Origin of the sequence: Parabacteroides leei, assembly GCF_023369805.1 — a bacterium.
GTDB lineage: Bacteria > Bacteroidota > Bacteroidia > Bacteroidales > Tannerellaceae > Parabacteroides > Parabacteroides leei.
Window position 1 is genome coordinate 133,202 of record NZ_JAMBQG010000003.1, and the last position, 23,037, is coordinate 156,238.

At 48.6% G+C, this 23,037-nt stretch carries 20 protein-coding genes; 3 read left to right on the forward strand and 17 right to left on the reverse strand.

Features of this window, described 5'->3' with window-relative positions; all coding sequences use genetic code 11:
* Position 1 precedes the first annotated feature (1 nt).
* The 9 genes from M1P97_RS06275 to M1P97_RS06315 all read right to left on the reverse strand — a co-directional run bounded on the left by M1P97_RS06275 (position 2) and on the right by M1P97_RS06315 (position 7,032).
* Positions 2-631 carry a DUF4141 domain-containing protein gene (locus tag M1P97_RS06275; RefSeq protein ID WP_008645990.1) on the reverse strand — a complete coding sequence of 210 codons (630 nt, stop codon included), beginning with the start codon at positions 629-631 and terminating at the stop codon, positions 2-4.
* A 23-nt stretch (positions 632-654) separates the two neighbouring features.
* On the reverse strand, positions 655-1,035 hold the full coding sequence (locus M1P97_RS06280) for a DUF3876 domain-containing protein (protein WP_008645992.1): 381 nt from the start codon (positions 1,033-1,035) through the stop codon (positions 655-657).
* Positions 1,036-1,085: 50 nt separating this feature from the next.
* Positions 1,086-3,590: a TraG family conjugative transposon ATPase gene (locus M1P97_RS06285; RefSeq protein ID WP_032535928.1), complete on the reverse strand. Its 2,505-nt coding sequence runs from the start codon at positions 3,588-3,590 to the stop codon at positions 1,086-1,088.
* On the reverse strand, positions 3,587-3,919 hold the full coding sequence (locus M1P97_RS06290; protein WP_249388667.1) for a DUF4133 domain-containing protein: 333 nt from the start codon (positions 3,917-3,919) through the stop codon (positions 3,587-3,589). Before M1P97_RS06290 ends, M1P97_RS06285 begins: the two co-directional genes overlap by 4 nt.
* A 10-nt stretch (positions 3,920-3,929) precedes the next feature.
* Positions 3,930-4,241, reverse strand: coding sequence for a DUF4134 domain-containing protein (locus M1P97_RS06295; RefSeq protein ID WP_008645602.1), 312 nt, complete (start codon positions 4,239-4,241; stop codon positions 3,930-3,932).
* 198 nt (positions 4,242-4,439) lie between these two features.
* Positions 4,440-5,168, reverse strand: coding sequence for a hypothetical protein (locus tag M1P97_RS06300; RefSeq protein ID WP_008645601.1), 729 nt, complete (start codon positions 5,166-5,168; stop codon positions 4,440-4,442).
* 21 nt (positions 5,169-5,189) lie between these two features.
* Positions 5,190-5,537 carry a DUF3408 domain-containing protein gene (locus M1P97_RS06305; protein WP_008645600.1) on the reverse strand — a complete coding sequence of 116 codons (348 nt, stop codon included), beginning with the start codon at positions 5,535-5,537 and terminating at the stop codon, positions 5,190-5,192.
* Between the two features lie 2 nt (positions 5,538-5,539).
* On the reverse strand, positions 5,540-5,980 hold the full coding sequence (locus tag M1P97_RS06310; protein WP_005944168.1) for a DUF3408 domain-containing protein: 441 nt from the start codon (positions 5,978-5,980) through the stop codon (positions 5,540-5,542).
* Between the two features lie 2 nt (positions 5,981-5,982).
* On the reverse strand, positions 5,983-7,032 hold the full coding sequence (locus tag M1P97_RS06315; RefSeq protein WP_117969097.1) for a ParA family protein: 1,050 nt from the start codon (positions 7,030-7,032) through the stop codon (positions 5,983-5,985).
* Positions 7,033-7,454: 422 nt separating this feature from the next.
* Here M1P97_RS06315 and mobA point away from each other — a divergent pair, with 422 nt between their 5' ends.
* The 3 genes from mobA to mobC are packed head-to-tail and all read left to right on the forward strand — an operon-like array spanning position 7,455 to position 11,151.
* Positions 7,455-7,880 carry a conjugal transfer protein MobA gene (gene mobA / locus M1P97_RS06320; protein WP_005944180.1) on the forward strand — a complete coding sequence of 142 codons (426 nt, stop codon included), beginning with the start codon at positions 7,455-7,457 and terminating at the stop codon, positions 7,878-7,880.
* On the forward strand, positions 7,859-9,109 hold the full coding sequence (gene mobB / locus M1P97_RS06325; RefSeq protein ID WP_008645598.1) for a conjugal transfer protein MobB: 1,251 nt from the start codon (positions 7,859-7,861) through the stop codon (positions 9,107-9,109). Before mobA ends, mobB begins: the two co-directional genes overlap by 22 nt.
* Positions 9,110-9,141: 32 nt before the next feature.
* Positions 9,142-11,151 carry a conjugal transfer protein MobC gene (gene mobC / locus M1P97_RS06330; protein WP_008645597.1) on the forward strand — a complete coding sequence of 670 codons (2,010 nt, stop codon included), beginning with the start codon at positions 9,142-9,144 and terminating at the stop codon, positions 11,149-11,151.
* Positions 11,152-11,264: 113 nt separating this feature from the next.
* Here the strand turns inward: mobC and M1P97_RS06335 are convergent, their stop codons facing one another.
* The 8 genes from M1P97_RS06335 to erm(F) all read right to left on the reverse strand — a co-directional run bounded on the left by M1P97_RS06335 (position 11,265) and on the right by erm(F) (position 23,035).
* Positions 11,265-13,259, reverse strand: a complete 1,995-nt coding sequence (locus tag M1P97_RS06335; RefSeq protein ID WP_008645594.1) for an ATP-binding protein — start codon at positions 13,257-13,259, stop codon at positions 11,265-11,267.
* 2 nt (positions 13,260-13,261) lie between these two features.
* Complete coding sequence (locus tag M1P97_RS06340) at positions 13,262-14,719, reverse strand: ATP-binding protein (protein ID WP_008645592.1); 1,458 nt, start codon at positions 14,717-14,719, stop codon at positions 13,262-13,264.
* A gap of 149 nt (positions 14,720-14,868) precedes the next feature.
* Positions 14,869-15,486: an RteC domain-containing protein gene (locus M1P97_RS06345; RefSeq protein WP_008645591.1), complete on the reverse strand. Its 618-nt coding sequence runs from the start codon at positions 15,484-15,486 to the stop codon at positions 14,869-14,871.
* 210 nt (positions 15,487-15,696) lie between these two features.
* A complete protein-coding gene (locus M1P97_RS06350; protein ID WP_008655868.1) occupies positions 15,697-16,110 on the reverse strand; it encodes a dihydrofolate reductase family protein in 414 nt (137 codons plus the stop codon).
* Positions 16,111-16,389: 279 nt separating this feature from the next.
* On the reverse strand, positions 16,390-17,712 hold the full coding sequence (locus M1P97_RS06355) for a sigma-54-dependent transcriptional regulator (RefSeq protein ID WP_008645588.1): 1,323 nt from the start codon (positions 17,710-17,712) through the stop codon (positions 16,390-16,392).
* The gene (locus M1P97_RS06360) at positions 17,705-20,023 is read right to left on the reverse strand and encodes a hybrid sensor histidine kinase/response regulator (RefSeq protein WP_249388668.1); all 2,319 of its coding nucleotides are present in this window, start codon (positions 20,021-20,023) and stop codon (positions 17,705-17,707) included. Before M1P97_RS06360 ends, M1P97_RS06355 begins: the two co-directional genes overlap by 8 nt.
* Complete coding sequence (gene tet(Q) / locus M1P97_RS06365; protein WP_249388669.1) at positions 20,023-21,948, reverse strand: tetracycline resistance ribosomal protection protein Tet(Q); 1,926 nt, start codon at positions 21,946-21,948, stop codon at positions 20,023-20,025. The genes M1P97_RS06360 and tet(Q) overlap by 1 nt, the downstream gene beginning before the upstream one ends.
* Positions 21,949-22,234: 286 nt before the next feature.
* Complete coding sequence (erm(F), locus tag M1P97_RS06370; RefSeq protein WP_004295323.1) at positions 22,235-23,035, reverse strand: 23S rRNA (adenine(2058)-N(6))-methyltransferase Erm(F); 801 nt, start codon at positions 23,033-23,035, stop codon at positions 22,235-22,237.
* Between the last annotated feature and the right edge of the window lie 2 nt (positions 23,036-23,037).

Genomic DNA, 23,037 nt, shown 5'->3' on the forward strand with positions numbered 1-23,037 from the left:
GCTACCAGTATCTTTCGTTCATGCTCCCGTACAGCCCCATGATGCGGTCGAGGTCGTTTTTCTTCTTCGCACGCAGGTAGCTCACGCTGATGTTCTTGTTGGTGTAGTAGCTCACGAGGTTGCGGTAACGCTTCATCTTGGAGTGGCAGCGTTCCACCACGTCCATGCGCTCCTTGTCCGTCATGGAGAGCGTGGTGATGTTCACCACGTTCTTCAGCTCCGTCAGCACGTCGTTGGATTCTTCCAGCAGCTTCGTGTACCCAAAGGCGATGGCTCCGAGTTCCTCCACCGTGAAGTTGTCGTCGCGCAGCATCTTCTGGAAGCTGGTCACGTAGATGTCCGTGATGTCGCCTACCATCAGGATGGTCTGCTGCACCTTGCGGGCGTCCTTGACCAGATTGTTCACCGATTTGAGGGCGTCGTAATACTTCTTGCCCTGCTCGTAGATTTTCACCGTTTCCTGAAAGTTGTTCACCATGTTGGCGGCGGTCTTCGAGGTGTGGATGATGTTCTTCGAGGCGTTGATGATGCCCTGCGCCAGATTGCCCGGATCGCTCACGACCCATTGGGCGGAAGCCCTGCCCGCGAAAAGCAGGCACAGGCAGATGGCGAATGTTATTCTTGTTCTCATGTTTCTTTGGATTTTAGCGGTTCTTATTTTTCTGCCGGAGTTTCCGGCTGCTGCTTCACACGCACGTAGTCCCCGTTGGGTGAGAAGGTCAGCACGTCGGAGGCTTCGTTATACGCCACGTCGATGCGGAAGCCGGTGTTCATGAACAGGTTGCCGTTCTCCTCCTGCAAGAGGTAGGTTTCCGGTTTCAGCTTGCGGCGGATGCCGCTCCGTTTGAATACCGTCACCTTGTAGGCTTCGCCCTCCTTGTAGATAAGCACGTCGGGCTTGCCCTCCACGCTTTCCCAGTTCCCGCACAGCAGGTCGCGGCGGTTCTCCGCCACGTCGCAGGATTGCAGCACCATGACCGCCAGTCCGATCAGACACTTGCTGACTTGCAGCATCTTCATTCTTGATATGCTCATACGCTTTTCTTTTTTTCGTTGATAAATCTGTTTTACCGATTATTGATTACTTATTTCTTGTTTCTCCGCCTTTCGGCAAGCTGCCGGATGGCGGCTTCGATGTCTCCGCCCAGCTGCTCCGCCAGACGGTACACCTCCACCTTCTCCGTTTCCTCGGTGGTGTACGCCAGATACTCTTCCGCGCTCACCTCGGTGGCATAGACCGCCGACTGCGTGCCGCCCAAGCCTATCCACACCTCCTTGTAGAGCCGTGAGGGGTTGTTCGCCATGTTGATGGAGAGTATCTGCGACTTCTCCTTCTCCGTCAGTCCGAGCAACGCCTGAATCTGGTCGAACTTGTTCATGTACTTGCGCTGGTCAAGAAGTATCTTGCAGTCGGAGTTGTTGATGATGCTCTCCTTGACGACGGGCGAGGAAATGATGTCGTCCACCTCCTGCGTCACCACGATTGCCTCACCGAAATACTTGCGCACCGTCTTGTACATATAGCGCAGGTAGTCAGCCATATTTGCCGACGAGAGAGCCTTCCAAGCCTCTTCCACGATAAGCTGCTTTCTCACGCCCTTCAACCTGCGCATCTTGTTGATGAAGGCTTCCATGATGATGATGGTCACTACCGGGAACAGTTCGCGGTTGTCCTTGATGGAATCGATCTCGAAGACGATGAACCGCTTGCCCAGCAGGTCGATGTTCTCCGCCGAGTTGAGCAGGAAGTCGTAGCGTCCGCCCCGGTAATACTGCCGCATGGTGGTAAGCATGTTGTCGATGTTGAAGTCCTCCTTCTCCACCTTGATGTCACGCTCCGCCAGTTCCCTGCGGTAGTCGTCGCGCATGTACTCGTAGAAGGTGTTGAACGAGGGGACGATGCTCCTGTCTGCCCTGATGCGCTCGATGTAGGCACTCACGGCACTGCCCAATTCTCCGCTTTCGGTTTTCGTCACCTTGTCGTCCTCCGACTTCCAGAGCGTCAGCAGCAGCGTCTTTATGCTGTCCTTCTTTTCCACGTCGAACACGTAGTCGTCGGTATAGAACGGGTTGAAGCTGATGGGCTTCTCCTCCGTGTAGGTAAAATACACGCCGTCCGTGCCGCCCGTCTTGCGCCGTATCATCTCGCATAGCCCCTGATAGGAGTTTCCCGTGTCCACCAATACCACATGCGCGCCCTGCTCGTAGTATTGCCGCACGAGGTGGTTCATGAAGAACGACTTGCCACTGCCCGAAGGACCCAATACGAACTTGTTACGGTTCGTGGTGATGCCCCGCTTCATCGGCAGGTCACTGATGTCGAGGTGCAGCGGCTTTCCCGTGAGCCTGTCCACCATCTTGATGCCGAAGGGCGAGAGCGAGCTGCGATAGTTGGTTTCCTCCGTGAAGAGGCACACAGCCTGTTCGATGAAGGTGTGGAAACTCTCTTCCGCCGGGAAGTCCGCAGCATTGCCGGGCATAGCCGCCCAATAAAGTGTCGGGCAGTCGATGGTGTTGTGGCGCGGCACGCACTCCATGCTTGCCAGCTGGCTGCCCACGTCGTTCTTTATGTGTTTCAGTCCCTCCGCATCGTCGCTCCACGCCATGACGTTGAAGTGCGCCCGCACCGAGGTCAGCCCGTAGGAGTGCGCCTCGTTCAGGTAGCGGTCTATCCACTCGCGGTTGATGCTGTTGCTCCTCGAATAGCGCGAGAGCGACTGCATATTCCTTGCGGACTTCTCGAATTTTTGGAGGTTCTCCTCGCTGTTGTCGATAATCACGTACTGGTTGTAGATGTGGTTGCAGGAGAGCAGCAGCCCCACCGGGGAGGCGAAGGAGAGGCGGCAGTCCGAGCGGTCGGTGGAGAGTTTCTCATACCGGGTGTCGGTAGCCACCGTGCCGGGCAGGTCTTCCGCGTCGGACAGGGTGTGCAGGCACAGGCGGTTGTCACCGATGCGCATCTCCCTTGCCGAGAGGTCGATGTCCTGCAACGTGGCGTCGCCTTCGGGCATGAGTGAGAAGTAACGCTCTATCAGCCCGGCTTTGCCGTCCGTCCCCACGATCTCGTCGGTGGAGAGGCGGCGCAGCCTGACGAAGCCGCTGTCGTTGATGATGCGCTCGAACTGTTCCGCAGCCTCCATGAACTTCGCGGCGGTTTCCTTATTCAGCTCCTTCGGGATAATATGCCCCCGGCACAGCGTGCTGAAATTGCTCTGCATCCGGTTACGCTCCTTTGTCGTCTTGGTCAGGTAGAGGTAGCACGTGTGCTTCAGGTACGGACGCTCGTTGAAGTGACGCTCGAAAGAGCGGCTCAAAAAACTCATGTCGTCCTTGTGAAGTTCCGGCGTGTACTTCTCCTTGATGAACCAGTCCTGCTTGTGGACGACGGAGAAGTCCGGCAGCACCTTGATCGCCTTGCACCAGCAGCCGTGTATCGCCTCGTACTCCGCGCCCGTCACGGTATAAAGCTCCGGCAGCTCCACCTCGAAAGCCACCGTGATGTCGGCGTCTTTGGATATGATGCAGCCTTGCTCCACCGCCATTAGCGGGAATTTGTTTTCCAGTGTTGTCATTTTGGATGTATTCCTCATGTCGTTTCTTCCTTTCGTTTCCGTTTGAATAATCGGGTGATCCGCCGCCGGTTGATAAGGTATCGGGGATGGCTCCTTGTTGCCCCTAATTTCATCAGTCCGTGTTCGCCGTACCGGGCGTTAAGCGCGAAGGTCTGCCATACGAGGACGGAGGACGATGCCGCGCCGAAGCCGATACATATCCACTGGTCGATGCCGACCATGTAGAGGATGATGAACAGGACGAAGAGAGCCAGCAGACCTCCGCAGAAGATGAAGAGGTACTGAGCCTTCAAGCCCTTGAACTCTACCGGACGGCCGATACCCTTGTTTATCGGGTATTCAGCCATACATTGTTTATTAAAGGAAGAATGAGCGCAGGATGGTGGCGGCGACAATCAGGAAGATGCACGCCCCGAACCACGAGGCGGCAGTCTTGGAGGTGTCGGGATCGCCGGACGAGAATTTCCCGTACACTTTCACGCCCCCGATAAGCCCGACTACCGCGCCGATGGCGTAGATGAGTTTCGTGCCGGGGTCGAAATACGAACTCACCATAGAGGTGGCTTCGTTGATGCCCGCGATGCCGTTTCCCTGCGCGAAGGCGGAGGCGGTTGCGGCAATAAGAAGTGCCGCAGATAGGATAAGTTTCTGTCTGTTGTTCTTGTTCATAAACTGTTCTTGTTTTGTGCCGTCAAAAGGGTGGATGGTCCTTTATCGGGCGGTTGATACTCGGTTACTTTTCTTTGGTTTAGTGGGCTGCCCGTTTGTTTCTACGGACTTGGGTGTGTCCGTTGCGGACCGGACGTGCCTTGCGCTTCCTCGCCGCATGGGTGTAATTTTACATTTTCATTACCATTTCTTTTTTCGTTATACATAGTCGCGGATGTCGAAGTCCTCAATATTGTCCGGGACGACAAAATCCTTTTTCGGCTTCTTCAGCCGGATTTCGATAAGCCCCTTGATGCGGATGCTCATTTCGGACGAGCCGGTCATCAGCTTCTCGTACAGCTCCGTCCCTTCCATGTCGGTGAAGACCTTTGCCGCCCGCTCCCGTTCCGTCGCTGTCGCTTCCGGTTTTTTGGCGGTTCTGACCGCATCGTCTATCTCGTCGAAACTGCTTCCCGATGCCCTCGGCGCGTCGGGCGTTTCTTCCTCCGGCTCGTCCTCCCCGAACTCCAGTTCCGAAGGCGTGAGGCTCGTGAAGGTTTCGTCGAGTTTATCCTCCGGGACTTGTGCGGGACGGGACACGGTTTCCGTGTTTCCGTCGTCAAAAGTAGCCTCTTCCTCCGTCAGCTCAATGCCTTTTTCCGAAGTGGCGGCTTCTTGCGTCGGTATGGCAGCGGTTGTCCGGGTCGGTGCCATCCTGAAACGGCTCTTGCCGATGATGTCCGGGGTGTCTGCGGGCGGTGTTTCCCTTACTGTTTCGGGCTTTGCCGCAGTGCCGCCCAACGACCGCCACAGTCCGGCTATGCTTCTGAGGAAGCGGACAAGTCTGGTTTCCATGATCCTGTCATAAAGGAGCAGGAACAGAAACCACAGGTTGCAGCCGACCGATACGGTCAGCAGAATATCAGTCATGCTTATTGTTTCACTCATGCACGTTCTCTTTTTTGAGGGTTAAAATACTGCGTCGTAATTCCGGGCGTAAAGGCTCTTTATCGCCTCCTCGCACTGGTTGAAGTGGTGCGTAAGCACATGGTCGATGTAGGCGGACAGCGACAGCCGGTCGTGCCCGATCACACGGGTGATGCGCATGATGCGGTCGTGGTACTCCGGGCGCACATACGCCATCTTTCCCTCGCGTGCCTTCACTTCGGCTTCACGGATGAACAGCCGTTCATAGTCCTTCTCACCGCATTTGCCGCCTAACGGCACGGGGGACAGGATTTCCACACTCGCCTGCACTTGGGCAAGCATACCGCCGCCGTCATGCTGCGGACTTCTGTTTTTCCGGTTCTTTTCCATATTCAAATCAAGTCTTCACGTTGTTTCTTGTACAGTTCGTTTATTTTCTCCTTGTGCTGTTCCAGATGTTGGCGCAGCACGGTGTCCACGTAGCCGCCTACCGAGATTTCACGCCCGGCGATGTCGTTCACGATTTTGAGAATCTTGCTGTGGACGTCACGGCTGATATAGACGCACTGGCGCGTCTTTATCTCGTTGCGGCGGAGGAACAGCCCGGAATAGTCGTCCTCCTGCCGTTTGCGGCGGACGGTGTCCCTCTGCGGTTTTTCCTTTGCCGTGTATTGCACGGGCGGCGGTTCCGTCTCAGGGACGCTTTCTTCTTCGGGAGCAGGCGCGGGCGGCTCCTGCGCGTGGTACAGGGTCCCGTCCTGCCTGCGTCTGCCGATGGAGGCTATCAACAGTTCCTCGTCAATGCCTTCGGTGTTCACTTTCCTGCTGCCCATGATTATTGAGGTCTGATGATACGGCTTATCTCTTCCGAGAACTCACGGATGCCGCTTCCTTTCAGCAGGGACGCATCCATCGGGAAGATAGTCGAGCGGAACACGCTCTTGCGCTCTTCCGAGAGGTCGCGCCGGAACTTCTTGCTGTCGGGCAGGCGGGTGGACAGCACCGGCAGCCCCATCTCGGCGATCACATCCTCATACAGGTCGTAAAGCCCGTTCTTCTCCCTGCCGTCCACCATCGTCCAGAACAGGTACAGCCCTTTTGTTTTCGCCTGTCCCGTCGTCATGAGGTTGTCACGGAACATCACGGCGAATTGCAGGGTGCTTTCCACGACAAAACGGTCGGCACTCATGGGCGCGAAGATGTAGTCCATCTGCGAGAGGGTCTTGACCACGCCGTTGCTTTTCAGGGTTCCCGGCATGTCGAAGAACACGACGTCGGGTTTCACCTCTTCTGCGGCAAGCATCCTTTCGGCGTCATCGAGGGCGTCAAGGGCGTCGCTTGCGATGACCGGATAGGCGTTCTTCCTTATCTTGCGGAAGTGGTCACACGCGAGTGCCTTGAAATAGAGGCTCCCGCCGATAAGTCCCGTTTCACGTTCACGCAACCCGTGTATGCTGTGCTGTGGGGCGTCGCAGTCTATGACGGCGACATTGTGTCCTTTCACGTTGTGGAGGTAGTTGGCGGCAAGTGCCGTGACGGTGGATTTGCCGATACCCCCTTTCTGTGTTGCGAATGCAACGAATGTTTCATTACTCATGGTTCTGTTGGTTTTAATGGTTGATGAATTGTTTTCCTGCTCCGATACGGAATCGGTGACATGTATATCCGCATCCGCGAATCTCCGCCCGTCCGGTTCGTCACGTATCCGCTTCAACGGTGAGGCAGGGATTCGGATAACTGGTGAATGACGACATTGCGTCATGAAGTCATTGAATCCGTGAATCACCGCGTCATTGGAAAGCCGGGTATCCGAAGGTTCGGGTATCCGGTCAGGAAAATAGCCGCCGAAGCGGTTTGCCGGGTATTTGAAAGCCTCATTTTTCATATCTTCAAATTGTTCGTTTCTTGAATCATGCTGCAAATAAACAAGGATATTTTGGAACCTGTACCACTTCCCCGGCAAGTGGCGGCATGTTGCGCCGGTTGGCACTGATTGTCCGGGTCAAGCCTCTGTCCGATACCGCTTTAAGGGCGTAACTTTGCACCCGAACGGCAGGGTTCGCCGCAGGTGGTGCAGCCCGGAGTTTGAAAGGCATTCCCCCAATCCGTCCCCGACGGATTTTTATGTTCGCCTGAACATAGCAAGATGTCTTTTCAGCCGCTCAAAACGTTTTGAGCAGCCACGAAAAGCACTTGCCCTTGCAGGGGGCGGGCTTCCTCTCCGAAGTCGGGAAGCCTTTCAAACCTGCGGTGTCTGTGCCAAGAAGCGGCGGCTTATGCCGTCCATCCGCTAAATCCAAAGTTTATATGAAAGAGAAAAGAAACAAGACCGGGAGAAATCCCAAACTTGACCCGGCGGTGTTCCGTTACACCGTCCGTTTCAACGAGGAGGAACACAACCGTTTCCTCGCCATGTTCGAGAAGTCGGGCGTTTACGCCAAGTCGGTTTTCATCAAGGCGCACTTCTTCGGGCAACCGTTCAGGGTGCTGAAAGTGGACAGGACGCTGGTGGATTACTACACCAGACTGTCCGATTTCCATGCGCAGTTCCGCGCGGTAGGCACGAACTACAACCAAGTCGTGAAGGAACTCAGGCTGCATTTTTCCGAGAAAAAGGCGATGGCGTTGCTCTACAAGCTGGAGCAACAGACCGTCGAACTCGTGAAACTGAGCCGTCAGATTGTGGAACTTTCAAGGGAAATGGAGGCGAAATGGTCGCAAAAATCAGTGTAGGAAAGTCGTTGTACGGCGCGCTTGCCTACAACGGGGAAAAGATCAACGGGGCGAAAGGGCGGCTGCTCACCACCAACCGCATCTACAATGACGGCACGGGGACGGTGGACATACGCAAGGCGATGGAAGGTTTTCTCGCCTGTATGCCGGAGCATACGAGGGTGGAGAAACCGGTACTCCATATCTCGCTCAACCCGCATCCCGACGACGTGCTGACAGATACGGAATTGCAGGACATCGCACGCGAGTATCTGGAGAAACTCGGCTACGGGAACCAGCCGTACCTTGTTGTCAAGCACGAGGACATAGACCGTCACCACCTGCACATCGTGACAATCAATGTGGACGAGAAAGGCAGGCGGCTCAATCAGGATTTCCTCTTCCGCCGCAGCGACCGCATCCGCAGGGAACTGGAACGGAAGTACGGGCTGCACCCGGCGGAGCGTAAGAACCTACGGCTGGAAAATCCGCTGCGCAAGGTGGACGCTTCGGCGGGCGACGTGAAGAGGCAGGTCGGAAATACCGTCAAGGCTCTGAGTGGACAGTACCGTTTCCGGACGATGGGCGAATATCGCGCCCTCCTATCCTTATATAATATGACGGTGGAGGAAGCGCGGGGAAACGTGCGCGGGCGTGAGTATCACGGGCTGGTCTATTCCGTCACCGATGATGCCGGGAACAAGACTGGCAACCCGTTCAAGTCCTCGCTTTTCGGGAAGTCCGCAGGCTATGAAGCCGTGCAGAAGAAGTTTGCCCGTTCCAAACAGGAGATTAAGGACCGGAAACTCGCCGACATGACGAAACGCACCGTGCTTTCCGTGCTTGAAGGCACGTATGACAAGGAGAAGTTCGTTTCGCGGCTCAAGGAAAAGGGCATCGACACCGTACTGCGCTACACGGAGGAAGGGCGCATCTACGGAGCCACGTTCATAGACCACCGAACGGGCTGCGTGCTGAACGGCTCGCGCATGGGCAAGGAACTTTCCGCCAACGCCTTGCAGGAACACTTTACGCTGCCTTATGCCGGACAGCCGCCGATTCCGCTGTCCGTTCCGGTGGAAACAGAAGAGGATATGCGCGGACAGACCGCATCCGACCACGAGAACACGGCGGGCGGTGTCGGTCTGCTCACTCCCGAAGGTCCGGCTGTGGATGCCGAGGAGGAAGCCTTTATCCGGGCGATGCAGCGCAAGAGGAAAAAGAAGAGGCGCAAGGGCTTGGGAATGTAACCGTAAGTATCAACATCAAAATTTTTCAATCTATGTCACAACAAGAAGACGATTTGAGGGCATTGGCGAAAATCATGGATTTTCTGCGTGCCGTGAGTATTATTTTAGTGGTCATGAACGTGTACTGGTTCTGCTATGAAGCCATACGGCTCTGGGGCGTGGACATCGGCGTAGTGGACAGAATCCTGATGAACTTCAACCGCACGGCGGGGCTGTTCCATTCCATCCTCTACACGAAACTGTTCGCCGTCCTCCTGCTTGCCCTGTCCTGTCTGGGGACGAAGGGCGTCAAGGGAGAGAAAATCACTTGGGGAAGGATCTGGACGGCACTTGCCGCAGGGTTCGTGTTGTTCTTCCTCAACTGGTGGATACTGGCATTGCCGCTGCCGGTTGAAGCGGTGACGGGACTTTACGCGCTGACCGTAGGCACGGGCTATGTCTGCCTGCTGATGGGCGGTCTGTGGATGAGCCGCCTGTTGAAACACAACCTTATGGATGACGTGTTCAACAACGAGAACGAGAGCTTCATGCAGGAAACACGGCTCATCGAAAGCGAGTATTCGGTCAATCTGCCCACCCGCTTTTATTATAGGAAACGTTGGAACAACGGCTGGATCAACGTGGTGAACCCATTCCGCGCCTCCATCGTGCTGGGTACGCCGGGCAGCGGAAAGTCATACGCGGTGGTAAACAGTTTCATCAAGCAGCAGATTGAGAAGGGCTTCTCGATGTATGTCTATGATTTCAAATTCAGTGACTTGTCCACGATAGCCTATAATCATCTGCTCAACCACCCGGAGGGATACAAGGTGAAGCCGAAGTTCTACGTGATAAACTTCGACGACCCGCGACGCAGCCACCGTTGCAATCCCATTCACCCAGATTTCATGGAGGACATTACGGACGCTTACGAGAGCGCGTACACCATCATGCTCAATTTAAACAAGAGTTGGGTGCAGAAGCAGGGCGACTTCTTTGTGGAATCGCCCATCATCCTTTTCGCGGCTATCATCTGGTATCTTAAAATTTTTCAGAACGGCAAGTATTGCACGTTCCCCCATGCCATCGAGTTCCTGAACCGCCGTTACGAGGATATTTTCCCGATTCTGACCTCTTATCCCGAACTGGAGAACTATCTCTCGCCATTCATGGACGCGTGGCTCGGAGGGGCTGCGGAGCAGTTAATGGGGCAGATTGCTTCGGCGAAAATTCCGCTGTCACGCATGATTTCCCCGCAGCTCTATTGGGTAATGTCGGACAGCGAGTTCACGCTGGACATCAACAATCCCGAAGAACCGAAAATTCTCTGCGTGGGCAACAATCCCGACCGACAGAACATATACGGGGCGGCTCTCGGTCTGTATAATTCCCGTATCGTTAAACTTATCAACAAGAAAGGGATGCTGAAGTCGTCGGTCATCATAGACGAGCTGCCGACGATATACTTCAAGGGGCTGGACAACCTTATCGCCACCGCGCGAAGCAACAAGGTTGCCGTGTGTCTGGGTTTTCAGGATTTCAGCCAGTTGGTGCGTGACTATGGGGACCGCGAGGCGAAAGTGGTGATGAACACGGTCGGCAATATCTTCTCCGGGCAGGTGGTGGGCGAAACAGCCAAGACGCTCTCGGAGCGGTTCGGAAAGGTGCTTCAAAAGCGGCAGTCCATCTCCATCAACCGGCAGGATGTTTCCACCTCCATCAACACGCAGATGGACGCGCTTATCCCGCCGAGCAAAATTTCCGGCTTGACGCAGGGGATGTTCGTCGGTTCGGTGTCCGACAACTTCAACGAGCGTATCAAGCAGAAGATTTTCCACTGTGAGATTGTCGTGGATGCCGAGAAAATGAAGCGCGAGGAGAAAGCCTACAAGCCGATACCCGTCATTACCGACTTCGCGGACGCGAACGGCAACGACTGCATGAAGGAAATGGTGAAGGCGAATTACAGGCGCATCAAGGAGGAGGTGAAACAGATTGTCGCCGACGAGTTGGAGCGCATCGCTGGTGACGAGAATCTGAAACATCTGTTGCAACAGAAATAATATATAACAACAAGATGTATCAGACTCCCGTTTTGAGAATTACTCCTGCTACAGCTATCTGTGACAGGAGTAATTTGTAATTCTTTATATTGAGCATTATGACTATATTAAGTTCAACTAACCATTGCGGCCGTGTTATTTGAAACTTCATTCATTACCTCATTTAATGATTGGGATTTAGATAAAGTGGCTCTTTCTATTTTGAGCTTATCAAGCAAATATTTCAGCCTACGTTCCACCTCATTTGTTATTTCACTCCATTTTTTTACATAGAGGCTATAATTACTGTCATTTTGGACTAAACCAGTAAGCTTATTTATGACCCTTCGACCTACAATATCATCATAGTCTTGTCCTATCAAAATGAAAGTCCAGAACTCATTAGCATCATTAAAACAATCTTGTTTTAGAATAACATCCATATATTGTTCTAATTGATTTAACTGTTCTGATTTTAATTGTTTTATAGTTGTCGGATTTTTGATTTCCACAACTATATTATGAGGTCTCCCATCCCTAAAATCAGTACCAGTAAGAAATAAATCCATTTCTTTGTATTTATTAGGGTGAGCAATATATTTTTTCTCGCTAACTCCACGCAGAATATAAATGTATTTTCTTAAAGCCTCTTCAAATTTGACCTCTTCCGCACATACCATTCTATATTCTTCGCCAAAAATCCAATAGTGTTTTTCTATGAACGACTGCAAATCACGAACTTCATTGGCTTGTAAAGTATGATTAAAAACAATCTTTTTTAGATTCTCCAGTGTCAGCAATCTGTCTGAAATAAGCTTAATCGTGGAAACGACTTGTTTTAACCTCGTTATTTCTAATATTTTTGCAAATTCTTTCCTATCGTTCGAGTCTAATTCAACAACTGCATCTAAAATCTTAAACAGACTATCGCGCTCACCGCTATCCATCACCAAATTTAGAAGTTCTAAGAAAACTCTTTTTTGTTCTTTGTTCAACTTCATGAAAACAGCAGGTTCTACTTCGTATAGTTCCTTTACGAAGTTTTCCAAACCTTCTCTACGCACTATATCCCAATCTTCAGTACCAAATTTAGGGAAAACATCTTCATTCTTATATTTGGTTACCATAACTTCTGCTTGCTCCTTTAGGAATGGGCGTCTTTTCTTTTTGAGAAACTCATTGAGTTGCGTAATTAGTTCCTTAAATAATTTTCTATCAGCAGAATTATCAAACAATTTAGGTTGAATAGCATTATCGTCTAATTCGTTATCACAATTGATTTCATTGAAGAAATCATCAATCACAATTACAGAATGCCAAAAATTATCTCCTTTTTTATTTAATAATGTCGTTTTGGTAAATTTTAACTCCAAGTCATTATTCAAGAAGTAAAATCGAGAATATTCATCATTCATCTTTACATTCCATCGGATATACTTGCATTGAAAGTTGATGTTATTTTTCTGGTTATGTGATAATATCGGTGATATTGATTCTTGTTCTGCTATTATAGAAGAATAATCTAATTCTTGCCCATTGATGTATATTTGATATTCGGATTTCAATTCTAAAAACCACGCAAATTCAGCCTTTAGATAAGGGATAAGAGTCTTCGTTATAAACAAACTGGAAATATCAGAAGAAATCTCATTAAAAACGACACAAGTACCTGTTGTTGTGTCATCAGATACAAGTGGCTCTGTTGTAGTGTAGTCTTTTAAAGTATCGCTATCAATTCTAATGTCATAAGACATTATTTGTGCATCTTTACTATAGCGTGTTTCCCAATTAGCAAATCTCGCAAATTTATAGAAAGTAAAACGACCATAACCGTTTTTTCCTCTTGTAAATTCAGTATTATTCTCGTTGGCTATTCTCTTTTGAGACTCATAGAATTTTTTGAATTTTATAGGTAATTCTTCATAGCAGATGCCTGTACCATTGTCTGTTATTCTAATATTTTTGATTGTGTCCAATTCTGCATTGTCAATTTCAAAATCAATATTTACAACGGTTGCTTTTGCATCAAATCCATTCCATACATATTCGGCAATAGCTCGCTCTGGAGTATATTTATTCAATATTTTCCTAATGCCAGCAGATGTTATTTCTACAGTTTGCGAGTTCATGACTATTTATTTTTAATTAAATCCAGACCTTTCTCCGTAAGACGGTATTTCTGTCGCGGGTGTTTCGGCTTTTCCGGATAAATCGGTTCTACTAAATCCAACCTTATTGCAGGATACAGATAAAGCTCCAGAAAATTGCTTTTGTCCTTCAATCCTATCATTTCCATAACATCTTTTGTCGATAGTGTCTGATTCCCGATTGCAGACAGAACTTTTCCCACTTGCGGGGTAACTGTCGGGTAACTATCGGGCGACTGTGGGGTGACTGTCGGGTATGACCCGACTGCTTTCCGGGTATAGCGGAAAACGACCCATACGCTGTTTCCGTCCGTGTGAAATTCGGGGTCCGGAATGCCGACACGCCGGCACTCGCTTATCATAAGCCCGATGCCCCGTCCCCAACTTTCCAAGACCTCGCTTTTATACAGCACGTTTGCTATGATTAGATTTTGCGGTTCTGAATTATGCCCGCTTAACAGTTTTTCCATTGTTATATCCGGCGGAAATGTCCCGCTGTTCTCTATTTCCACACGGTCGTCATAGATGGCGATTCCCACCGAACTGCCGGGACGGTGGTACAGGCGGTGGCACAACGCATTTGTGCAGCACTCTCTCAATGCCTTGTACGGGATTTCCAGTTCTTCCTCACGGTACAGCCCTTCTATCTTACCGGAAAGTGACAGATGTTTGAAAAAGAACGCCATTGCAGCATCCAGCAGCGCGTAGATATTCCCAGTGACACGTTGATTGTCTATAAACTCGTCTTTCGTCGTGCCTTTGAAACGCGCCAGACGGAGCAGGCATTGGGGATAATAATAAAAATCATGACCGAACAGCACTGCTGAAGCATTGTTAAGTTTCCCGTCATGCAACAGACTGAATTTTTCGAGAATGGTCGGCAAGTCTTCCCTTATGGTTGCTTCAGGTAAACGACCGCTTCTGATTCCCCCGCGAACAGCACTAATGACGGCATGTTCGTCAAGGTCGGATATTTTAAGGTCAGGATTTGCTATTGCCTCCCAAGCGTATTTCCCGCCCCGCTGTATCAGATATTGGTTATATATCTCCTGCGGCATGATGGATGTCGCGCTTTCCACCCGCAGGTAAGCCCGTCCTTTGTAAGAGAACGGACGCATATATCTTTGTTCTTCCGCAGACAGTGCGATGACACTTTTGCCAGTGTCTGGTATTTCAGTATAAGAAACTTCAACTGTGGCAAACGGCTCGATACGCCGGATCGCGTCCGCTATATCCCGCTTGGTTTTGTCGCTCACGTCTTGTCCGATGATTTTTCCCTTGTCGGTGACACCGAACAATACCGTGCCGCCTTCGCCGTTAAGGAAGGCGCAAAGCGTTTCCATGCCGCGCTCCAACTGTCCGGTGGTTTCCTTGAACTCCACCCGTCCGCATTCTTTTTCGGCTATCAACCGTTTTATTATGTCGAGGTTGTCTATGCTCATATACAATTCTGTAACGTGGGTACAAAGATAGTGCTTTTCGCTGGTTTTCGGGCGAATAGATAACGAAATGTATCTACACAGCAGGACAAAACCTACAAAAAATCAGAGAATGACATAACGTCACCCCCTGATTCATCATTGGTACAGGATTATTTTCTCAAACGTTCCATTTCCTCGTCGCGGAGCATCCTCTCGTTCAGTTTCTCCTGCATCCTGTCAAGGAAGTAAGTGCGGCTTTCGTTTTTCCGGCGTTTGATGTCGATATAGAAACGGTAGCAGTCCTTTGATTCGATACCGAAAATCTTGTAGAGGAGCGGGGCGAGCTGTTTGAGCGGCATGTTGCCGTTGTTGATGCAGCCCATCTCGTTGATGCCGTAGATAAGTTCCACGAGGTCGATGGCGTTGCCCGTCCATTGCAGGGGTGAGGCGGGATTTTCGGTTGTGTTGTCGGAGGATGTACGGATGGGGATTAGTGGTGGCACTTGGGGAGCGGCAAGGAACTTCTGCATCTTCCTCACTAAAGAGAGTGCCTTGCTGATATAGGCTGCAACCTCCCTCTTTTCTTCGGGAAGATTGCGCATGGGATGGTGCTGCAACTCGATTTCGATGTAAGCCAGTGCGATGATGGTGCGGTTGGTGTCCACATTGCCGCTGCATAGCTCGATTACTTGCGTGGCGAAAGCCGTATATGCCGTTTCCATATTGCAGTCCCCGGCTTCGTTTATACGGCGGAAGAACTCGGTTTCCGCCAATAAGAAATAATTCATATCCTGTCAATTTTGAAATTTTACACTCTGTTTTTCGGTATGCGCACATGAATATGATTGGCAAAAAGCGTGTTCATAAAATAAAAAATCCGGCACACTCTCTGCAAGGTGCTGGATTTCAGTGTGATAATTTTGCAATTTATTTGTCTGTCAGGAATTATTTTCGACTTAAAGTGTTCATTTCCTGAACATTCGTCCATTTTCCGGACATCAAACGCACGCTTTATAGATATGGCGGACCACTCCGTTGCGGTACACCTTCTGCGAGGTCAGCGTCCATTGTTCCTGTGGCAAGGCGGACTGGAAGAAACGCTTTCCCGTTCCGGCAATGAAAGGAAGCGTATAAAGTATGATTTCATCCACCACACGCATACGTAACAGCCCATTGATGTAGTCCGCCTTTTCAGGAGTGACTTCCGCCAGATAGCAGATGTCTGTTGCGGATTTCCGCCATTCGTCGAGCATAGAGATGGAATAGTCGGGTGTGATATGATAAAGGGCGTTTTCCCTTATCTCGTTGATACCGCAATCTTCAAGGCGCAGTTCCTTATACGCTTTGCAATATAACTCGGAGCTTTGACAACCGTCCATCGTGAGGACGGCAAGAATCTGTACTTTACCCATTAGCGTTTCCTTTCGTTGGGCAAGGGCAAAAAAGTAGCGTGCAATCCACGCTATCACTAATGGAGGCTCTGGAATGCCCTTAACAGGAATAGGTGAATGCACGCTATGCGTAGGCATAGCATAAGCAATCACGCAATAGTTCCTGTTAATGTTAATTTTCCAGATTCCCATTAGGACGCCTTGCGGTCTTATGTTATATATAGGCGGCAAAAGGCTCTGCCAATCGCCGTTACCTTCTGATATGTCATGCAAAGATAGCCATTTTCAGCGAATTGCGGGCTATGGTTGCTCAAATTTATACTTCAATCCATATTCTTCCAGTTTATTATAGAGTGTTGTCCTGCCTATTCCAAGCAATTCGGCAGCGACCTTCCGGTTCCCGTCAGCCTGCTTCAAAGCACGCAGAATCCGCTCTTTATCTTCCTCGTCGTTGCGTAGGGAGAAGCCGGTAACAGAGGTTGTTTCGGTTATCCCAAGTTCCAGATGCTCTTTTGTGACAAGTCCCGTCTGAGCCTGCAACACCGCACCCATGATTTTCTGTCGAAGTTCGCGCACGTTGCCCGGCCATGAATGGGTCAGCAACGCTTTCCGTGCTTCGGAACTGAAACCGCTAACCTTGCACTCCAATTCCTTATTGGCAATCTCACGGAAGAACTCCGCCAGCGGCATGATGTCCTCCTGACAGTCACGTAAGGGCAGAACGGTTATTTCAAAGTCATGTAGGCGGTATAACAAATCCTGCCGGAAACGCTTTTCATTGACCGCCTTTTCCAGATTCTCGTTGGTGGCGGCGATGATGCGGACGTTGAAACTGCGGTCGGACTTGTCGCCAACGGGACGGAACCGCCGTTCCTGTATGGCACGGAGTAACATCTGTTGAGTTTCTGGTGCGAGATTACCCACTTCGTCTAAAAACAATGTGCCGCCTTCCGCCTCGTGGAAATAGCCTTTCTTTGTGTTTTCAGCACCAGTGAACGCTCCTTTGACGTGTCCGAAGAACGCCGATGGTGCAAGCTCTTTGGTGAGTGAGCCGCAGTCCACCGCCACGAAAGGCTTGCCTGAACGCTTGCTTTTATCGTGCAGTAGATGGGCAATATGCTCTTTGCCAGTACCGTTCTCCCCGAATATCAGTACGCTCATGTCGGTAGGAGCTACCAGCCTTATCCGGTGCATGATTTTCTGAAAGGCTGAACCGTCACGGGCAAATACGGGCATGCGGCTTCGCCCGATATTCCGCTCTTTCAGTATGGTGCGGAGCAAAGGCACGAGTTTGTCCTCCACGAGTTGCTTGGGTATGTAGTCCAGCGAACCGAGTTTCATGCTTTCAACCGCCGTATGTACTTCGGCATAGTCGGTCATGATGATGAACGGCTGCGTCATGCCTTCTTTGCGCATCCAGCGCAATAGGTCGATGCCGTCACCGTCAGGCAAACGCAAATCAGAAACTACTATATCATTGTCAGTGGCTTGTTGCAGAAGTTTCTTCGCTGTCGAGAGGTGGAAAGCCTGCACGGTACGGAATTTCTCCCGTGCCAGCAGGTTGCAGACAAACTCGCAATATACGATGTTGTCCTCCACCACGATGATTTTTGTTTTATCCATTTTCGTATTTTCTCCTTTCTTCTTTTGCCAGCCGGATTATCTCCGAACCCTTATCCAATACGGCAGTCACGGCGTTGTTCAATGCTTCATAATCGGGAACGGCACTCCCATGAAGCTGTTTATAAAGTTCCCTTAATGGTTGGTCGGCACGCAGTATCTCCCACGAACTATGTAGGTGGTGTGTCAGGGCGTCCAGTTCTTGAAAGTCTTTCCGTTGTTCCGCATCCCTGACCGACTGCATTTCCTTTTCGGTTTCCGCTATCAGTTTATCCAACATGACGGATTCATTGCCGTAAGACAGTAGGGAGGAGAAATCAGGCTTTTCATTTTGTTTACCTTTCATGGCGCACTTGTCGGAAACTTCCATCAGCTCCGATATGGAAAACGGCTTGAGAAGGCAATCGGAAAATCCACGTTCTAAAAGTTCCTCTCTGTTGCAACTGCCCGAAGCGGTTGTTACAATAATCGGAATGATCCTTGAATTGCCCACATTGGAGGTGCGTAGCAGTTCCAACAGCTCGAAGCCGTTTATATCCGGCATATTCAAATCGGTCAGAAGCAGACTGTATTCTTTCCGGCGTATCATTTCCATCAGTTCCGCAACATCGGTGCAAGTGTCGCAATGTATCCCTTCTTGTGCATACATTTCTTTCAGCATTAGGAGAAGTACCTTGTCATTGTCGATGGCAACAATATCATGGAGTGTTCGGTTATGATGAATCTGTGTTTTATTTATCCGTTCCGGCAATTCCTCGGCTGACTGCATGGGTATCTCCACCGTGAAACGGCTGCCCTTGCCTTTCTCGCTCTTCAGCTGGATTGTGCCGCCGAGCATTGTCACAATGCGCTGAACAATGGAAAGACCTAATCCGAAGCCGTCCTTTGCGGCAGCGTTTGACAAACGTTCAAACGCACCGAACACACGTTGCTGTTCCTCTTCGGTCATACCCGAACCCGTATCTTTGACGATAAGTTTCAGCATACCGTTATCATACCCCATTGTCAGAGAAACGGCACCGTTCTCAGTGAACTTGATGGCGTTTGACAGCAGGTTATTTCCAATTTGTAGAATGCGTTCCTTATCGGTCAGTACAACAGCATCCGTGTGATTCGTCACAGTAAGAGCAAGTCCCTTGTTTATGGCAATTGGCATAAACTCTGATTCGAGCGTATGCGCTATTGATGAAATCCTACACGTGGAGAAATTAGGCTGTTCCTTGCCGTCGTCCAGCCGGAAGAAACTCAGAAGAGTATTAAGCATTTCACGCATACGGTCGGAGGATTGCTGAATATTTCGGATATACATCCCGGTTTTATCCGCATTGAAGTTTTTTTGTATCAGTCCGGCATAGCCCGTTATTGCAGTCAGCGGTGTGCGTAATTCATGGGTAATGGTATGTACGGCTTTCTTGCGGGAGGTTATCAGTGCCTCGTTTCGCTTTGCCATTTGTTGCAGTCGCTCGATTAAATCTGCGGTTTCCTGTTTATATCGCTTGATGCGGTTGGCATTTCGGTGTATGATGATATATGATATGACCAGTAGCAGTATAACGAACCCTGTCAAGCCCCCAATCTGAATGAACGACCGTTCCCGCATGGCTGTTATCTCGGCTTCCCGCTTTTGTAGGTCAGTTTGTACTTTCCCGTCTATTTGAACAACCAGTCCTTGCAGTTGCCTGTTAAGTTCCGCATTTCGTGCGGCAAGGCTATCGGCATGAACCGATAAGCGGCGGCTTTGTGCCTGTTGTTCGGTTCTCATATTCCGGTTAAAGGAACGGTGCATCGTGGTAGTCACAGTTGGTTTCGCTTCTTCCTTTTTGCCGAAGATGCCCAAGAAACCTTTGCGCTTGGACTTCTTGGGCTGTTCCTGTACACTCTTCTGCACGATTACAGGTACTTGACTGGTTATCTTATCGTTGATGGCTTGTTGTTGTTCAAGTATTTGAACGATTTGGCACATCTGCCGTTCCTTATCTTCGAGAAGATGGCGTACGCTGTCTATACGCTCTGCCGGATAGGTAGCTTTGAAACGGCAGAGCATACTGTCCATTGCCATACGCCGTGCATGGTAATGCTCGATATCTTTATCGTTCCATTCCAGTATTGTTTCACCCAATAGAGAAAATTTTATCATTTGAATATTGATATTGTTTATTTCTTTTCGGAGCTCGTCTATTTTTTTATTGCCAAGTTCTAATGCTTCTATCTCCTGCCATTCATAGAGGCTATTATATGCCATACATCCGATAAGAATGGAGATAAGTATATATCCCAACCGTATTGCCTTATAGAAATTTCCTGACCGCTCCATTATTTTGATGACATTGATTTTTGAAACATGAATAAAAGTTTATCTTTTTCGTTCATACGGATATTATCAGAATAATCGCCTTTTGTTATTTGATACCCGCATGGCTTAACCATAAAAACGCCTAAGCCCTTAGTGTATGAACTTACTTCTGAGGCGTAGTCTTTACTTGTATTTAATGGAACTTTCCCTTTAATATGACACCACTCATTATTGCAACTGATGTCTTCAATCTCAGACATCATTTTTTGCAAATCTGTAATAGCTTTGGAACTTGCCGATTGGGGTATCTGCAACTCAAAATAGAGCATCGGTTCGAGGATGTCCACACCTGACTGTTGCAAGGCCAGCCTGAAGACATAAGGGGTCAGCTGTCTGAAATCAGCAGGTGTACTTACCGGGCTATAATACTCGGCTTGAGTAAAAGTTACTTTCAGATCAGTCACTTCCCATCCATGTAAACCAGATTGGCAAGACATACGAATCCCTTCAAAAACGGCATTTTGAAAAGAATGGTTCAGATAACCATAGGAGATGTCACTTTCGATTTGCAACCCTGTCCCTAACGGTAAGGGTTCAATAGTCAGCCCTATTGTGGCCCAATAAGGGTTGGGCGGCACTTCGATCTGAATAATCTTATTCACCTTTTTTATAGGTCGTTCTTTGTAGATAGTCTTGATCTCATCAAAATGGACCTTGACGGAAAATCGTTCTTCCAGCAATGTCTGTATGATTTCCTTTTGTGTCAAACCATATAACGAGATTTCCAATTCATCACTATATGAGTTTATGGAAAAGGACAAAGACGGGTCTTCAATCCACAATGTATTCAGAGCGGATATCACCTTGCTTCTCTCTTCGGGCTTGTCTGGTCGGACGGAGGATTTGAGGGCGGGATGCTGATGAGATAACCCTTGAATCAAACAAGGTTTAGCACCTAAATAATCTCCGATTCGAAAATCTTCCATATCTTCTACAATCGCGATATCATTGGCCCCCACTTCATCAACATTTATCTCTCTGCCCTGATAAATAGTCTTTAGATTTTTAATCTTGATGAATTTTTCCGAATCGTTGATTCTTACAATGTCTCGAAGTCTCAGACTTCCGTCAATTATTTTTAGAAAACTTCTTTTATGTCCTTTGGGGTCATGCTCTATCTTATAGAGATAAGCTGAAAGTCTGTTTGAGACTGATTCTGGAGGAAGTATAAAAGAAGAGATGGCGTCCAACAACTCATTGATACCGATATTGAACATTGCTGATCCATGTAGTACCGGATAGGCTTTGGCTTTTGCCACAAGAGCGATTATCGCATTCCAATAATCTGCCGGTAAGATTTCTTTATCCGCCAAATATAGTTCTAATATATCGTCGTCATGGTTGCATACAAATTCTTTGTGTTCTGCCCTTATATCTGTTGAGGTGCAAATCGGGTAAACTACTCCATCGACAACCGTTTGCATAAACAAGACGTCTTGCGACAGATTTGTTTTTATGTCCAGATATAAACGCTCAAGATTTACGCCGGCACGATCAATCTTATTGATAAATATAATTGTCGGGATTTGCAGTTTTTGCAAAGTCTTGAACAGCAACTTTGTTTGTGCTTGTATGCCTTCCTTTGCCGATAATATGAGGACTGCTCCATCAAGCATTTTGAATGTCCGCTCCACCTCTGCAATAAAATCCATGTGTCCCGGAGTGTCAATGATATTGCATTTCACACCATTCCAAACAATAGATGTCGTAGAAGCCCGAATAGTAATTCCTCTACGTTTTTCTATATCCATAGAGTCTGTTATGGTGTCACCTTTATCAACACTGCCGCGCTTTTCCGTTGCTCCGCAGGCAAATAGCAGATTTTCGGTTACGGAAGTTTTTCCTGCATCAATGTGAGCAAGAATTCCTAAATTTATAATGTTCATTTGATTAAGCAATAATATACTACAATAGATGCATTGTCGAAATGCACCTTTTAATACCTCCTCGTAGCATGTGGAAAACTACAGGATTCTTAACTCGTATTAATATGTATATTATTACTGCCGCATAATTGAACGCAAATTTACGAAAAAAAAGTTCCCTGACAAAAGCACAAAGAACTTTTTTAATCTATACGTATTTTTATTTGGTATTATTAATTTGTTATGCGGCAGCTTAAAAGACGACACCAAACCAGAAAAATCATCTTGACAACCACCCGACTTTGAACTACGAAGGATGAAATTTTTCAGGGACAACTTCCAGCATTTCCAAAAAACAGTTTACCCATTGACTTGGAGACAAACAAACAATTTGAGCATTAAGGTTTAAACCGAATTTTTCCGAAATTGACCTGACCTGACTTTTCCTGAAAATCGACTTTAAAGCTGTTTTTACAGATAAATCAGGTTTCTCTAACAGACAGGAAATAAATGCTAAGTATTTGGCTTTAAACTTAAAATCAAAAAATAACTGTTTTCTTTTAATGTTTAACAGGGCTGATTTGACAGTTGGCGGTGGAAAGAAACTTTCAGGACCTACCTCATAGACAAGTTTCAAATCAAAAAAAGTATGATAGAAAACGGTATATGGATTGTAAAGCTTCCTCGAAAATAACTTTTGTGTAGGTTCTAACTGAAGGACAATGGAACCTCCCAGAAAATTTCCAAGACTCTCAAACATCAGGATTTTGAAAATATCGGAAGTAATGCCATAAGGAATATTTGACACCACTTTGAAAGGAAATTTCGGAACTGCAAAATTCCTAAAATCACAACCGACAACTTGAACATTTCGGGCATCAGAAAATAATTTTCGTAAATGTTCAACCAAAGCTGTGTCGTTTTCAATAGCAACAACATTGTTGGCGATTTTTAATAAATGAACAGTAAGAAACCCCTTGCCTGCCCCAATATCTAAAACCGTATCCTGATTACTTATATTTGCTTGTCTTATTGCATCTTTTATTAGCACTTTATCAATAGTAAAGTGCTGACCCGTAAAACGAACGGGCAATTTCTTTTTTGTCATTA

Bases quoted from the DNA above. Each gene is read 5' to 3' on its own strand.
- M1P97_RS06355 (WP_008645588.1), bottom strand. From the start codon at position 17,712: ATGGATAAAACAAAAATCATCGTGGTGGAGGACAACATCGTATATTGC.
- M1P97_RS06290 (WP_249388667.1), bottom strand. From the start codon at position 3,919: ATGGCTGAATACCCGATAAACAAGGGTATCGGCCGTCCGGTAGAGTTC.
- mobB (WP_008645598.1), top strand. From the start codon at position 7,859: ATGGTCGCAAAAATCAGTGTAGGAAAGTCGTTGTACGGCGCGCTTGCC.
- mobC (WP_008645597.1), top strand. From the start codon at position 9,142: ATGTCACAACAAGAAGACGATTTGAGGGCATTGGCGAAAATCATGGAT.
- M1P97_RS06350 (WP_008655868.1), bottom strand. From the start codon at position 16,110: ATGGGTAAAGTACAGATTCTTGCCGTCCTCACGATGGACGGTTGTCAA.
- M1P97_RS06310 (WP_005944168.1), bottom strand. From the start codon at position 5,980: ATGGGCAGCAGGAAAGTGAACACCGAAGGCATTGACGAGGAACTGTTG.
- M1P97_RS06280 (WP_008645992.1), bottom strand. From the start codon at position 1,035: ATGAGCATATCAAGAATGAAGATGCTGCAAGTCAGCAAGTGTCTGATC.
- M1P97_RS06305 (WP_008645600.1), bottom strand. From the start codon at position 5,537: ATGGAAAAGAACCGGAAAAACAGAAGTCCGCAGCATGACGGCGGCGGT.
- M1P97_RS06340 (WP_008645592.1), bottom strand. From the start codon at position 14,719: ATGAGCATAGACAACCTCGACATAATAAAACGGTTGATAGCCGAAAAA.
- M1P97_RS06335 (WP_008645594.1), bottom strand. From the start codon at position 13,259: ATGAACTCGCAAACTGTAGAAATAACATCTGCTGGCATTAGGAAAATA.
- M1P97_RS06285 (WP_032535928.1), bottom strand. From the start codon at position 3,590: ATGAGGAATACATCCAAAATGACAACACTGGAAAACAAATTCCCGCTA.
- M1P97_RS06295 (WP_008645602.1), bottom strand. From the start codon at position 4,241: ATGAACAAGAACAACAGACAGAAACTTATCCTATCTGCGGCACTTCTT.
- M1P97_RS06300 (WP_008645601.1), bottom strand. From the start codon at position 5,168: ATGAGTGAAACAATAAGCATGACTGATATTCTGCTGACCGTATCGGTC.
- M1P97_RS06360 (WP_249388668.1), bottom strand. From the start codon at position 20,023: ATGGAGCGGTCAGGAAATTTCTATAAGGCAATACGGTTGGGATATATA.
- M1P97_RS06345 (WP_008645591.1), bottom strand. From the start codon at position 15,486: ATGAATTATTTCTTATTGGCGGAAACCGAGTTCTTCCGCCGTATAAAC.
- M1P97_RS06315 (WP_117969097.1), bottom strand. From the start codon at position 7,032: ATGAAAAATGAGGCTTTCAAATACCCGGCAAACCGCTTCGGCGGCTAT.
- M1P97_RS06275 (WP_008645990.1), bottom strand. From the start codon at position 631: ATGAGAACAAGAATAACATTCGCCATCTGCCTGTGCCTGCTTTTCGCG.
- mobA (WP_005944180.1), top strand. From the start codon at position 7,455: ATGAAAGAGAAAAGAAACAAGACCGGGAGAAATCCCAAACTTGACCCG.